This window comes from Frankia sp. CoBUL1, from assembly GCF_978021245.1.
On record NZ_CDXDOS010000086.1, the window covers coordinates 1 to 13,012 of the forward strand.

The window sequence follows — 13,012 nt, forward strand, 5'->3', positions numbered from 1 at the left end:
GATTTAGGAAAGCTAACTTTGAAAAGGCTCAATGGTGTCAGCGGGCGTTTCTTCGTCCGGCACGAGACGGTCATAACCGCATCGCACACCACCGACGTCGCGCGCTGCCACCAGCTCTGGGACGCCAGCGCACGGCTTGTCGGTCTACCGTCCGAACTGTGACAACCATCGGGGCTCGGGTACCAGGGCTCGGGTACCAGGGCTCGGGTGCGCGTCATTCATCATGAATCACCGGTTTCGATCTCGTGGCTCGCCCGGCCCGCCAGTTCACGGCCCGGTCAGGGACGGCCACCGTCGAGCAGCGGGGGGCGGCCGGGTACGCGTAGGCCCGGTCGCAGCCACTCCTCATACAGGCGGGACCAGGTTCCGTCGAGCATGATCTCGCGAAGCACGCCGTTGACGAACGCGACGAACTCGTCGTCTCCCGCCGTGTCCCCGGTGATCGGCATGGCGATACCGTAGGGCTCGTCGAGCCGGCCGCCGGCTTCGAGGTCCGCGCCGAAGGCGCTCGGCCCGAGGACCGTCGTGTAGGGGTCCTGGGCGGCCAGTCCGGCGAGGAGGACATCGTCGCCGACGATCGCGTCGACGTCACCGTGCTGGAGCGCGACCAGGCAGTCCGCGAGGCGGGCCCGGGTCACCGGTCGGGGTCCCGGCGCCGGCAGCTGCGCCAGCTTCTCGCTGGACGTGCTCCCCGCCGACGAGCAGACCGGCCGTCCGACGAGATCGGCGATACCGCGGAATCCGGCGTTCTCCCGAACCAGCAACCGCAGGGTCGACTCGTAGTACACGTCGGAGAACCGGACCTGCCGCTTGCGCTCGCAGGTGATGGTCATGGTGGCCACGAGCATGTCGACCATGCCGGAACGGAGCAGGTCCTCCCGCTCGGAGGTGGTGACGGCACGGAACTGGACATGATCGTCGACCCGCTCAGCGCCGAAGATGGCCGCGGCGACCGCGCGGGCTATGCCGACGTCGAACCCCTCCAGTCGCAGGGTACGCCAGTTCATCAACCCGGCCGGGGGCGCGTCGGTGGCGATGCCCACGCGCAGGTAGCCGCGGTCCCGCGCGATCGCGCGCATGCGGCTGCCCACCGGCATCCGGCCGGGGGGAGGCATCGGGGTGAGGGGTGGTTCGCTCGACCGGAGCGGTCTGCCATCTCGGCGACAGGTTCCATCCGGGTTGGCCGATCCCGCCGACGCCTGCGTGGGCTCGGCGTCCGGCACCGGTGATGGCGACATCGGGGCGGCCTCCAGCGGAAGGGGGCTACGGGCGGTGCTGCAGCCCGTACCGCCCACGAGGACCATGCAGCCGACGAGGATCCCCCCGAGCACCGGGCCCACTGCCCCCGTCGGGATGGAAGGGTGCCGGCGGGTGGTCCGCCCGGTCCGGCGCCCGGTCCGGCCGGGCGGGCTCACAGGTACTCCCGGAGCCGGGGCCACATCCCCGCCGCGGCCGCGACGATCGCGGTGAGGACGAGTGCCGGGCCGGCCAGCTCGAGATCGCGCAACGCCGCGGCGGCCCGGCGGACATCTCCTTCGAATCTGCCCCGGGCGGCGTCGATCGCGACGTCGAGCTTGCCGAGGAAGCTGGTGAACGCCGTCGTGCCCGGCCCGAGGGTCCGGGTCACCGCCTGTCCGAACGTGTCGGAGGAACGCGGATCCCCGACGGAGGAGCCGGCGTCTCCCGGTCCTCGCGCGGCCGCGACGACCGAGTCCGGTGACGAGGCCAGCAGAGCCACCACCGAGGCCCGGATACGCAGCCAGGAGCGCAGATCGCTCTCGAGTCCCGCCGGTATCCCGGCTCCCCCGCGCGCGTCGAGGGCGACGACGAGCGAACCACGACGGGTGACCGGTTCGGGCGGTAGGCGGTCACCGGTCACGTCGAAGCCGAGGCCTCGGGTCACCCAGGCGAAGTGCTCGTCGAAACGGGTGCCGTTGCCGAGCGCTGTCAGCGAGAGGTTCTCATCGACCCGTGCCTCCAGAGCCAGGGTCTTCGATCGGGCGAGCAGGATCATCGGTCGATACCCGGAGTCCTGCGCGGTGTCAAGACGGGTCTGCTGGGTCCCGAAGGCGACCGCGGTCCAGGTGACCGTGGCCAGGATGCACCCGGTGCCGAGTAGCAGGCCCGGGTTGACCAGTCGGTTCGTGCGTCGGACCAGAAGCAGCTGGACGCCGACGAGCGCGATGATCGCGAGGGCGGCCGTGCTCACGATCGCCCATTCACCCCGTGAGCCGGTGGCCTGCTGGTAGGCGGTGTCCACCGCGTCGGCGTACCGGGCGACGAGCACCTCGGTCGCCGGAAGGATCTCCGTGCGCATCATCGTCGAGGCGGCCCGCAGGTTGGCCTCGCCGACGGACAGCCCCGCCCGGTTGTTCGCCCGGGCCCGTTCGACCATCCCGTTGTAGACGGGAATGCCGCCAGCAAGCACGTCCAGGGGGCACGACGAGGCGATCCGCCCGGACGACGGCCGAGTCCCCGCGCCGTCGGGTCCGGGTGGCGGCGCCACGGGGTCGGACCAGGGCGGGTCCGCGGCGCACAGGGCCGGGTCGAGCCGGCGCAGGTCCAGGACGTCACGGGCGGCATCGGCGACACTCGCCTCGAACAGCCCACCGTTCTTGATCCGGTCATAGCGCTGCCGCAGCTCGGCGGCGGACTCTCCCCTGCCGACGAGAAGCTCGACGGGCGCGAAGACCTCCGCCGCCGCGGCGGCATCCGCCTGGGAGAGGGCGGCCCGCAGCTCCTGAGCCGTGGCGAGCGCTCGGCCGTGCCGGCTCACCAGGCCGTCGGTCGCGTCCAGCCGATGAGTGACCACTCCGTGCAGCGTCAACCCGAACAGCGCGAGCGCGACCACGAGAAACGCCAGCAGCCCGACGAGCCGGACACCCGCGTCGCATCGCGCCGCGATGCCCAGCACGGCCCGCGCGAGCCGCGTGCCCCACCGCGCTCGCGGGCCGCCCGGGCCACCGGGCTCCCCACCGCCACGGCGACGACGCACGGTCGCTCGGCGACCGGCCGGGGAGGCTCCCCCACTCTGCGTGGGCGGCAGCGACGTTACAGCCGTCACGGCAACTAAGCGTACGCGCTTTACCCCGATCCGATTACTCTAAGCAACGACGAGGGGCTCGTATCGCCGGAACCGGCGGGAACATTCCTCGGCGCGCAGCAGGTCCAGCCAGCGAGCCTGCATAGCCGCCAGGCTGCCCGCCGCACCGATCCGGGCCGGGGTCTCGCAGCTCTCGTGGAACGCCGCGAGTCGGCGCGCGAGGTCACGCAACTGTGGATCAACTCACCCGCCCCGCTCGACCAGCGTCGTCAGTCGGCGCGCGACGGGCAGCCGACGCATGACGACCATATGATCGCGCAGGAGGCCGGCCTCGTCGCGGACGCCCGCGACGGCGAGGTACACGTCCGGCGCCAGCCGCCGGTTGAGGGCCGCCTCGGTCTGGCAGGCGTCTTCCCGTGCCTGTCGCCGTCGCAGGTCCACGGATCCGACCACGACGGGTTTGGGCATCTTCAGGACCCGCAGGGGTCCGGCGGCGGTGCCGTCAACAGTGCCCTGCCGGGACGGACCAGCCGATCCGCCGGATGTCACGCCCGGCTGGTCGTTCGGCCCTTACCGAGTGGGCCGAACGGTCATGCCGAGTATGCGGGCGGCGGCGATCACGACCCGCTGCCCTCCCCGGGCCGGCAGACCCGCCGGGATCAGGCCTCGCGGAGGGACTCCAGGAAGAGCAGGGCCCGCGCGGCGACGCTGCGACGCCCCGGACCCGTCAGCACGTCGTGGCCGCCCGGGACGACCACGAGCTCCGCCCGGGACGCGGTGCGCGTCGTCATCCGGATCAGGGGTAGCGGGCTGACCTCGTCCTGCGCACCGTGGATGAGCAGGATCGGGAGGTCGGGCAGGGCACGCGGCAACGGTTCCTCGATGGCCACCCCCGCGACGGGAACCTGCAGGAGCGGCAGGCCGACCAGGATCACACCGTCGGGACGTACCGCGGGGGAGGCGGCCATCGCCAGCGCCGCGAGGGCCCCTGTGTCGGAACCGAGGAGGACGAACGGGACGCCCGGCACCCGGTTCTCGGCCACCGCGGGCACCCGGCGGCCACCGTCGGGAACGACGGTCACCAGGTAGCCGTCCAGCGCGAGCCGATCGGCGAGAAGGTGGAACGGGCCGGCCTGCTCACCGCGCCCGAGCAGCACCGCGACCACGGCACGCACGTATTCCCCGGATGCCCCTCCGGAGGCGGGAGAGGCTGCCGGGAGCCGACGCGTCGACGGAACCGGGGTCGCGGCCGGGACGGCGGTGGACGCCGGAGAGACGATCGACGCCGGAGAGACGATGGGTGCGATGGGTGTCGCGGCCGGCCTGCCTGCGGTCGGCACGACGGAGTTGCCCCGCTGCGGACCGACGATGGTGCGGGCGCGGGACTGCCTGCCCGCCGCGGACGAGGTGGGCGAGGCCATCCGTGGATCATCGACGGACAACTGAGTGGTCGGCGACGGCATCGGCGCCAGATCTCCTTCGGACGAAACGGATCGTCGCGGCAGACGGGCCGGACGTGCCGCGTGCGCGGCGTCGAGGCGACATCAGTCGTTGATCTCGCCTCGGAGACTCGGGGAGGGCTTGAGGACGCGGAGAGGGCTTGAAAGGCTGGGAGAGGGAAGGTGTCCGGCCCGCCGATGATCGGTCCGACGGCCCGGCGACCGGAGGAACACGCGGCTGCCGCACGTCGCCTGCCGGCGAACGTCAGGAGCTCATCGGGCTGCGGAGGATGCCGGACCGCTGGCCGCCCGCGGCCGGGACGGATCGCTCGGCTCGGGGCCGCCGGCAGATCAGCGACAACGTCGCCAGGACGACGGCGACGGGAGGATCTCGGACTGGCGTCGATCGGGCCGGAGCACGTCCACGAACATGCATACTACCCTGCGTAGCGGGAAGGGAAGCCGTCAAGCCGTTCACGGTGTGTCGTACATCACTCCACGACACGCCGACCCGACGCTGACGTGACGTCGACCGAAAGGTGTTCGGTCGGCCGGACCGGCGGCAAGGTCAGCTGGGAAGCCGGCCGCGAAGCCGGTGACCGGACCTCGTGGCCCCCGCCCCGAAACACCGGAAAACGACGACAAGGGCACCGCCGTAGGCGCTGCCCTTGCCGTGATCCGTACACATTTTTCGCGCACGTTTGATGATCAACTATCTCGGCTCTCCGAGCACGGTCCTGTGCGTCGGGGAACCAGCCCGCACGGTCAGGCCGCCGCCGCGCCCTTGGCCTTCACGAAACGGGCGGCCACGTCGGCCCAGTTGACGACGTTCCACAGGGCCGCCACGTAGTCGACCTTGACGTTCTTGTACTGCAGGTACCAGGCATGCTCCCAGGCGTCGAACACGAGCAGCGGGGTGTTGCCCACGCCGACGTTGCCCTGGTGGTCGTACACCTGCTCGATGAGCAGACGTTGCGCGGTGGCGTCGTAGGCCAGGACGCCCCACCCGGAGCCCTGCACCGTGGTGGTCACCGCGTTCAGTTGCGCCTTGAAGGCGTCGAAGGAACCGAAGTCGGCGGCGATGGCCTCACCGAGCGCACCGTCCGGCTTGTCCCCGCCGTCCGGCGAGAGGTTCTCCCAGTAGATCGAGTGGAGAATATGCCCGGAAAGGTTGAAGGCGAGCGTCTTCTCCAGGCCCACGATGGCACCGAAGTCGCCCTTGTCGCGCGCCTCGGCGATCTTCTCAAGAGTGTCGTTGGCACCCTTGACGTAGGTCGCGTGGTGCTTGTCGTGGTGCAGTTCGACTATCTGCCCGATAATGGACGGTTCCAGAGCACCGTAGTCGTAGTTCAGGTCCGGCAGCGTGTACGTCGCCACTAGCGCACGATCCTTTCCATTCATAAGGAATTCATCCGAGGAGTCCCCGCGTGGAGCTCTCGGAGGTCAGATGGGCGGTGCGGTGGAGCCGGCGGCCACCCGGGGCGGAGGAGGCGGACAGAACCTGGCGATGCTCATCGGCTCTCCCCTCCCCTCTCCCGCGGCACCGCCTCAACGGCACCCTGTGGACGGTCGGCTTCGCTGCTGCGATCCTCCGCGATCCTCCGCGCGATCCCCCCGACTGGACACTATCGCCAGTCGGATGGGTCCTGCATGGCGAGACCCGACACCATGACACTCAAAGGATCGGCCCGCTCACATCGCCAACAACAGTTCGTAACGACGAAGAAACGAAAACGGGATTACTCCGCCATTCATCGCCACCATCCACTACCTTCCGCTACTCCTCATGGATCTGTTGGGCGAGGTAATGGGCCGCACCAAGCTGGGAGATCAGCTCCAGCTGGGCGTCGAGCCAGTCGATGTGCTCCTCCTCGGAGACGAGGATCCGCTCGAGGAGCACGGCCGATCCGACGTCGCCCCGCTCCCGGCAGAGTGCGACCCCCCGGCGCAGCAGGTCAACCGCCTCGAACTCCCCGGACCGGTCCACCTCGAGCTGCTCGGGCACCGTCTCCCCGATACGCAGCGTGTGCAGACGCTGCAAGTTCGGCAGACCGCCGAGATACAGCACCCGCTCGATGAGCTGATCCGCGTGCTTCATCTCGTCGATTGACTCGTGATAATAGTGCTCGGCGATCCGTCGATATCCCCAGTTACGTTGCATACGACTGTGCAGAAAATACTGGTTGACGGTCGTGAGCTCGTTCGTCAGCACGCTGTTCAGAAGTTCGATGATTTCCGCGTCACCACGCGTCACCATATAACCTCCACCTCCCGTCGGGCATCGCCGGCCGGACGTCGTTCGTCATCACACCGAGGGAGTGCCCCGTCCCGCGCCGCTTGATCGACCCGTCGTGGCGCCTCAACCAGCGGCGATGACCTGCGACGGTCCGCGCGAGCCGACGGGCGGAACCTCCAGCGGACAGCACACCACACGGATACGGATTTCGCAGCGAACCTGAACCCGGACCCCTCACATCCGCATGAACGTAAGTGCAGGCAAGTTTTACTGTAGGATAGAAATCCTGCACAGAGGAAGCGTGCGGGCAGCGTGCGACGAACCGTCATAACCATGGCGTCATTCCCCCGCGGCGACTTCGCGCCGACCAGGCGAGCCCCTGCCGGCAGTCGGTTCAGTGCCGGTCGGTGCCGGTCCCGGCGGCCGGCGTCTCACCACATTGGACGACGACGAATCCCCCCCGACCGGAGTACTCGATCTGCGCGAGCTCCCCCGAGCTACGCCCCACGAGGTTGCCTATCTTGAACGAGGAGACCACCCGGGTACGCACGCCCGCCGTCCAGGCGACCGCGGCATCCCGGTCGACGCAGACCGGCTCGTCCGTCGACAACACCAGGGGAGCGCCCAGGCACAGCACGGCGACGCCGCCGCTGCCGGAAACCTCGGTGTTGAAGATCCCACCGGCGATCATGGCTCCGATGCCGCCGGACGTCGTGGTGACCTTGTAGCGGATGCCGGACTCCAGCGCGAGCAGGCTGCGGCCGTTGACCGTCAGGCTGTCGTTGTCGAGCGTGAAGACCGAGATGTGGCTCCCGGACTCGGCGAACCAGACGGTTCCGTGGCCGGCGACCCTCATCAGGTCCTGGCCCTCACCAGTCACCGCCCGCCGCAGGAATCCACCGGCTCCCTGGCCCTTGTAGGCGAAGTCGACGCGGCCGCGATAGGCCACCATGGATCCCTGCTTGGCGTACATCTCGCCGCCGTCGAGGCGTACCCGCAGCATGCGATCGCCCTCTTCCAGGGCGAACGGGGGGCCCGCGGCGGGGCCCCCCGCGAAGGTGGCGAGTGGCTGGCTCATGGCCTCCATTCAACGCCCATCCATACCCGTTCGGGCCACACCGGTAGGAATACCGACGGGAATAAGGCGGGGCGGGGTCAAACGGTCGTAGCGACGTCTCGACATCGGCGTGCTGCTCGCCAACACCTTCACGATCGCCGCCGTCACCGCCGCCGGCCAGCTCATGATGTCCCTGCTCGCCGCCTACGCCTTCGCCGCCTGGGAGTTCCGCGGCAGGACCCTGTTCTACCTGGCGTTCGTGGCCACCTGGCTCATCCCGTTCCAGGTGACGATGATCTCGAACTACCTGGTGCTGTCGAACCTGGGCCTGCTGAACACGCTGGCCGGCGTCATCGTGCCGAACCTGTGCTCGGCGCTCGCGGTACTCATGCTCCGCCAGCACATGCAGGCCTTCCCCCGGGAGCTGCTCGACGCGGCCCGCATCGACGGGCGGGGTTCATGGTCCACATTGTGGACGGTCGTCGTGCCGAACCTGCGCCCGGCGCTGGCGTCGCTGTCGATCCTGCTGTTCATCACCGCCTGGAACGAGTATTTCTGGCCGGCGCTGGCGCTGCAGCGGGCTAACTCCGTCATCCAGCTGGGCATCCGCGGTTTCCTGACCCTCGAGGGCGACAACTGGGGCGCCGTGATGGCCGGGTCCGGCCTTGCCTGCCTGCCCGTCTTCGCCCTCTACCTGGTCCTGCAGCGCCAGGTCGTCGACGCGTTCGTGCGCTCCGGCCTGCGCTGACCGCGCGGCCCCGTTTCCCGGCGGCAGCCTCCTCGCCTCTTGCCTCTTGCCTATCCAAAGGAAGCCGGCCGGCCGGGTGACGGCGATCCAAGGTGGGCCGCGAAAGTGGGCCGCGAGATCGGAGAGCTCCGTCAGACGGACGGGGTGACCATATCGTCGGCGATCCGCTCGATCCTGGCCCGCAACTCGGCCAGGGGGAGCCTCAGGTCGAGCACGTACGTCACGAGCTCGATGGGCGCGGGACCCCCGATCCGGCTCCGGATGACGTCGCCACGACCGCCGGGCTGGCCGTCGGCCCGCTCCGAGCCGGCGTAGACGAGCCGTCCCTGCCGGGCGCCGAGCCGGGCACAGTAGGCGATCATCTGGTGGTACACGTGTGCGCGCGCCCTGTCGGATCGCAAGCCGGTACTTCGCGTCGAGGACAACCGCCGGGATCATCCGCCCGCCCGGGCCCTCCGGCCGGTACAGCACGAGATCGGGGCACATCTCCAGCGTCCGGTCCTCGTCGAGGTGGTGGGTGCGGTCCTGCAGGCGGACCTCACCGCCGCGGTGGGTGAGGACCTCGTCGACGGCGTGGGTCACGAAGTCCTCGAAGACCTCCCACATCTTCACCACGAAGCCGTCCACCCGGAGCGTTTCCCCGTCTTCCCGTTCGAAGGAAGACGAGCGCAAGACCGTCTCGGCGAGCCGGAGCGCCGCATGGTAGGGCGCGTTCACCCGGGTTGGCACCCAGTCCGGCGGCTCGACGGGGCCGTGCGCCGGCTCGGCCACACCGTCCAGGGCGGCGGCGATACGGCGCAGCTCCTGGGCGGTGGCCGGTGCCACCCCGGCCAGGGCGAGCAGCGAGCGGGTGGCTGCGAGCAGCAACCGGTTCTCGGCGGTGTCGACGGTGCGCTCGTCATAGCGCACCTCGAGGGGGAACATCACCCCGGACCGTTGCCGGAGCTGCGCGGACTCGCGCAGCCGGCCGCGAAGGACGGGAAGCGCCGCATCCACCTGCCGATAGCCTCGCGGCACCCCGTGCGCGAGCGCCCGCGAGGCGGTTCGGGCGAACGCCACGGCGACCGCGGGCAGAAGATCCGGTTCCTCCGCCGCCTGGACCTCGTTCTCGAACCACCTGCCGCGATCCTGCGCGTAGCCAAGCAGAAACAGCAGACGGCGGATGGTGACCTTGGGTCGGATGCGAACCTCGAACGCATCCTCGCCCGACCCGAGGCGCACGGTGCCGACCAGGGCGTTGTCCTTGACCTCGCAGGTACCGTCGGCACGCCGTTGCCGCACCTGCGCCACCTCGCTGGCATCGAGCGCATCGGCCTGGCCCGGGCTCAGCTTCCGCCGCTGCCACCCGGCGCCCTCGGTCAGCTCCACCGGTGCAAGCATGGCATCAGCCTGCCGCGGGGCCGGGGATGGTGTTCGCGGGGGCTCCGGCGGCCGGAACCACCGCGGCCGGAACCACCGCGGCCAGGCCGAGGGACTGCCGCAGCGCCGGTAGGCCGTACCGGGCCGCGAGGTCGATGGTCTCGCCGACGTGGTGTTCGGCCAGCAGCGGCAGGATCTGATGTTCCCACACCCGGTCGAGGCCGTCGGCACTCTGGTGGACGCGGTCGCGCATCAGATAGGACGGACGGGCCGATGCGGGCGTCCGGGTCGTCGATGCGGCGGTTCAGCTCGCCGAGCAGGCGGGCCGCCTCGTCGGGCAGGTCGCCTGCCGCAAGCCAGCGGCGCAGCACGGACGCGGTCGGTTCGACGTCCGGATGGAGCCCGACGAAGGTGAACCGCCGGCGCAGCGCCTGGTCGAAGGCGGCGATCGAACGGTCCGCGCTGTTCATCGTGCCGATGATGAACAGGTTCTTCGGTAGTTGGAAGTCGCGCGTGTCCGCGGAGGCGTACTGGGTGGTGACGGCCTCCCCGCGGTATTCCAGCAGAAAGTACAGCTCACCGAAAATCCTGGCCAGGTCACCCCGGTTGATCTCATCGATGATCAGGAAGAACGCCTGGCGGGGATTGAGCTCGGCGGCGGTGGCGAGCCGGCGCAGCGGACCGTCCACGAGCTCGAAGGACATCCGGTTGGTGGTGGCCGCGTCACCGTCGCCGCCCTTCACCTGCACCGGGCGGAAACCCTGGAAGAAGTCCTCGTACATATAGGACGGATGGAACTGGACGAGGGTGACGTTCTCGCGCCGATCGTCGGCGAGATGCCAGGCCAAGCGCCGGGCGAGGTACGTCTTGCCGGTGCCGGGCGGGCCGTAGAAGATAAGCTGCGGCCGGTCCCGCAGAAGCTCGACGCACCTGCGCAACCAGTCCCGGCTGTAAAAGAGGCTGTCCGCGAACTCGTCCGTGACCTCGCGCAGATCGTCCCCGCCGAGGGCCTGCCCGGCGAGGTCGGCGTCGGCGCTCTGGGGGGCGGCCCCCGTCGTCGCGATCGATGCCACCGGCGCGGGCGCGGGCACCAGGGCGTCGAGGTCGGCGACGAAATCGGAAAGATCGACGATACGCGCTTCCGCGTTGCCGAGCAGGGCCGCCACCCGATCGGGTAGATCGAGGTAGTTCACCGGCTCGTCGGCGTTGCGCCAGTGGACCGGCCGTTGCAGGTCCGCGACGCCCCCAACGCTCGCGACGAACACCGGCGGTCCGAGGATCTCCCCGACGTAGTACTCGTCACGGTCGTTCACGACGACGAGGTCGTTCTCCCGCATCCGGCTCAGGAAGGCGTGGTACTCGCTGGTGAGCCGGCCGCGCCGGGCCGAGGTGAGCGAGGCGTGTTCGCGGTCGACCGCCCGGCGCACCTGCTCCCGGTCGACCCCGGGCCGCACCTCCAGCCGGTCACCGGGCAGGGAACAGACCTCGTCGGCCAGCCAGAGATCCCGCGCCAGCGAACGGCCACGCCGGTCCGCGCCGCGCACCAGCCAGGCCCGGCGAGGGATCCGCTCCGGCGCGATGGACTCGACGAGCATGCGGAGGTCGTCGAGCGGCAGCCGCAGCTCGCCGGCAGCCCGCCCCGCCGTCAGGTCGCCGACCTCGACCTCGAACCAGTCCAGCCAGTCGCGATACTCGTCCTCGGTGAAGCGGGCCTCGCGCGGCGGCCGGCCCGCCGGGTCGAGTACGCGCGACCAGCCCTCGGGGCGGGAGCCGCACAGATGGCGGACGAGGCCGTCGACCGTCAGATCGGCCACCGTCGAGAGATCCGTGACGCTGACCCAGGTCTGTTCGGGCAGCACCGCGAGGACGTCGTCCACCAGGCCAAGGCTGCTCCGGTGTTCCCGCCAGTAAGTGTTGTGCTCCGTGACATCACGCCACCACGCGGCCTGGTCCGGGAACGCCCGCAACGCATCCCGGCCGATTCCGGTGGCCTGCCACCGGCGGTTACTCTCACTCAGATAACCGGCCCTGGCCAGGTAGACAGCGCCCCGCAGGACGCGTTTCCTTGCGACGGCGCTCCGCGGGTCGTCACCTGATCCGCGCCGCCATCCGGGATCGGCGCCAGCATCGGACGCACGCATCCGCATCCACAGCTCGTCCGGAGACGCCTCGCCGACCTCCGCCAAGATCCGCATAACCCGGTACAGCAGCCCGCCGATGATCTCTAGCTGATCCGCCATGCACCCGCCCCCGAGACGATCCACCCGCAGAATCTGATCGGGAGCAATTATTCATCAGGTCATCAGACAACGACGAAGCACTCATAGCGAACGAAACTTCCACTACCTAGAGTGATAATTCTGGTGAGCCAGCCAGGCCGTCCGGAGAGGTATCGAGCCGTCCGTTTCCCGCTGTCGCCGTCCACACGCCTCGCGCACCGAACGCCCGTCGCCCCCGGCGGGCCTGCCGGCAACCGAAGATCGATGCTGCCGTGAGCAGGCACACAGGCCGGCAGGAGCGTCCTCACCGCGAGCATGAAGGCGCGCGAACCGATCTGTTTCGCGCGGCGCCGGCTCACGTAGGCCGCGGAGAAATACGCCCCCCCGATCGCCGGAGGTGATTACAGGCGGCAATCCCGCCCGGCTCGCTTCTCCGCGCCGGGATGCCGTACAAGTGCCAGGCGCTTCTGAATACGATACCGTTGGCCCGGTCACGAGAATGGCTCTCTTCTGCCCCGGGAGCGTCCATGGCTGTTCGCCGGTCTCCGGCCAGGTTACCGCGGTGACTCCGGCCGAGTTCCGTGGCCTCGAAACCGCCCCGGAACGACCCGACGCAGGCGGTGGGCCGGTCCCGGAGCAGTCGCGGGTCACCGAGATCGACAGAAAGCTCGACCTGCTGGACCGCGCCGCCTCCCCGGGCGACTCACCCGAGCCCCGCCATCAGGAGCGACCGGCCGGCCGGGATGCTCCCAGCCGGAACACCTCCAGCATCGACGCCAAGCTGGAACTTCTCGACAGGGCGGCGCTCGCCCGTTCCGGCGGCGGCGCGGCTAGCGGGAGTTTCCTAGATAGTTCGATCTTGGTTGGAGTTTTCGCAGCCCATGACCAAAGTTGATCTTCCGGATGTGTAT

General features: G+C 69.7%; 12 protein-coding genes and 2 pseudogenes. 3 read left to right on the forward strand and 11 right to left on the reverse strand.

Annotated elements, in window-relative coordinates:
* Positions 1-278 precede the first annotated feature (278 nt).
* The 5 genes from AC08OX_RS08755 to AC08OX_RS08775 form a co-directional block, all read right to left on the reverse strand.
* On the reverse strand, positions 279-1,079 hold the full coding sequence (locus AC08OX_RS08755; protein ID WP_476607351.1) for a glutamate ABC transporter substrate-binding protein: 801 nt from the start codon (positions 1,077-1,079) through the stop codon (positions 279-281).
* A gap of 332 nt (positions 1,080-1,411) precedes the next feature.
* On the reverse strand, positions 1,412-3,064 hold the full coding sequence (locus tag AC08OX_RS08760) for a hypothetical protein (RefSeq protein WP_476607352.1): 1,653 nt from the start codon (positions 3,062-3,064) through the stop codon (positions 1,412-1,414).
* 39 nt (positions 3,065-3,103) lie between these two features.
* Positions 3,104-3,274, reverse strand: a complete 171-nt coding sequence (locus AC08OX_RS08765; RefSeq protein ID WP_476607353.1) for a hypothetical protein — start codon at positions 3,272-3,274, stop codon at positions 3,104-3,106.
* 12 nt (positions 3,275-3,286) lie between these two features.
* A complete protein-coding gene (locus tag AC08OX_RS08770; RefSeq protein ID WP_476607354.1) occupies positions 3,287-3,592 on the reverse strand; it encodes a hypothetical protein in 306 nt (101 codons plus the stop codon).
* Positions 3,593-3,702: 110 nt separating this feature from the next.
* Positions 3,703-4,209: an alpha/beta hydrolase gene (locus AC08OX_RS08775; protein WP_476607355.1), complete on the reverse strand. Its 507-nt coding sequence runs from the start codon at positions 4,207-4,209 to the stop codon at positions 3,703-3,705.
* Between the two features lie 130 nt (positions 4,210-4,339).
* Here AC08OX_RS08775 and AC08OX_RS08780 point away from each other — a divergent pair, with 130 nt between their 5' ends.
* Complete coding sequence (locus AC08OX_RS08780; protein WP_476607356.1) at positions 4,340-4,489, forward strand: hypothetical protein; 150 nt, start codon at positions 4,340-4,342, stop codon at positions 4,487-4,489.
* Between the two features lie 758 nt (positions 4,490-5,247).
* On the opposite strand, the gene AC08OX_RS08785 is transcribed toward AC08OX_RS08780, so the two are convergent.
* The 3 genes from AC08OX_RS08785 to AC08OX_RS08795 form a co-directional block, all read right to left on the reverse strand.
* Positions 5,248-5,859 carry a superoxide dismutase gene (locus AC08OX_RS08785; protein WP_011437204.1) on the reverse strand — a complete coding sequence of 204 codons (612 nt, stop codon included), beginning with the start codon at positions 5,857-5,859 and terminating at the stop codon, positions 5,248-5,250.
* Between the two features lie 400 nt (positions 5,860-6,259).
* On the reverse strand, positions 6,260-6,739 hold the full coding sequence (gene bfr / locus AC08OX_RS08790) for a bacterioferritin (RefSeq protein ID WP_011437205.1): 480 nt from the start codon (positions 6,737-6,739) through the stop codon (positions 6,260-6,262).
* Positions 6,740-7,112: 373 nt separating this feature from the next.
* Positions 7,113-7,805, reverse strand: a complete 693-nt coding sequence (locus tag AC08OX_RS08795) for an AIM24 family protein (RefSeq protein WP_476607357.1) — start codon at positions 7,803-7,805, stop codon at positions 7,113-7,115.
* 88 nt (positions 7,806-7,893) lie between these two features.
* On the opposite strand from AC08OX_RS08795, the pseudogene AC08OX_RS08800 reads away from it, so the two are divergent.
* Positions 7,894-8,523, forward strand: a pseudogene (locus AC08OX_RS08800) (carbohydrate ABC transporter permease); the annotation flags it as partial.
* A gap of 131 nt (positions 8,524-8,654) precedes the next feature.
* Here the strand turns inward: AC08OX_RS08800 and AC08OX_RS08805 are convergent.
* From AC08OX_RS08805 to AC08OX_RS08815, 3 genes and pseudogenes are all read right to left on the reverse strand, one after another.
* Positions 8,655-8,885 carry a hypothetical protein gene (locus AC08OX_RS08805; protein ID WP_198537833.1) on the reverse strand — a complete coding sequence of 77 codons (231 nt, stop codon included), beginning with the start codon at positions 8,883-8,885 and terminating at the stop codon, positions 8,655-8,657.
* Between the two features lie 46 nt (positions 8,886-8,931).
* Positions 8,932-9,903: pseudogene (locus AC08OX_RS08810) on the reverse strand (McrC family protein); the annotation flags it as partial.
* Positions 9,882-12,122 (reverse strand): McrB family protein, encoded by a 2,241-nt coding sequence (locus AC08OX_RS08815; RefSeq protein ID WP_476607358.1) that lies wholly within the window; start codon positions 12,120-12,122, stop codon positions 9,882-9,884. The pseudogene AC08OX_RS08810 and the gene AC08OX_RS08815, both read right to left, overlap by 22 nt.
* Before the next feature lie 541 nt (positions 12,123-12,663).
* On the opposite strand from AC08OX_RS08815, the gene AC08OX_RS08820 reads away from it, so the two are divergent.
* On the forward strand, positions 12,664-12,996 hold the full coding sequence (locus tag AC08OX_RS08820) for a hypothetical protein (protein ID WP_476607359.1): 333 nt from the start codon (positions 12,664-12,666) through the stop codon (positions 12,994-12,996).
* The last annotated feature ends 16 nt before the right edge of the window (positions 12,997-13,012 follow it).

Excerpts from the sequence above, each read along its gene's own strand:
- AC08OX_RS08755 (WP_476607351.1), bottom strand. The coding sequence starts at position 1,079 with ATGCGCGCGATCGCGCGGGACCGCGGCTACCTGCGCGTGGGCATCGCC.
- AC08OX_RS08780 (WP_476607356.1), top strand. The coding sequence starts at position 4,340 with ATGGGTGCGATGGGTGTCGCGGCCGGCCTGCCTGCGGTCGGCACGACG.
- bfr (WP_011437205.1), bottom strand. The coding sequence starts at position 6,739 with ATGGTGACGCGTGGTGACGCGGAAATCATCGAACTTCTGAACAGCGTG.
- AC08OX_RS08795 (WP_476607357.1), bottom strand. The coding sequence starts at position 7,805 with ATGGAGGCCATGAGCCAGCCACTCGCCACCTTCGCGGGGGGCCCCGCC.
- AC08OX_RS08805 (WP_198537833.1), bottom strand. The coding sequence starts at position 8,885 with ATGATCGCCTACTGTGCCCGGCTCGGCGCCCGGCAGGGACGGCTCGTC.
- AC08OX_RS08815 (WP_476607358.1), bottom strand. The coding sequence starts at position 12,122 with ATGGCGGATCAGCTAGAGATCATCGGCGGGCTGCTGTACCGGGTTATG.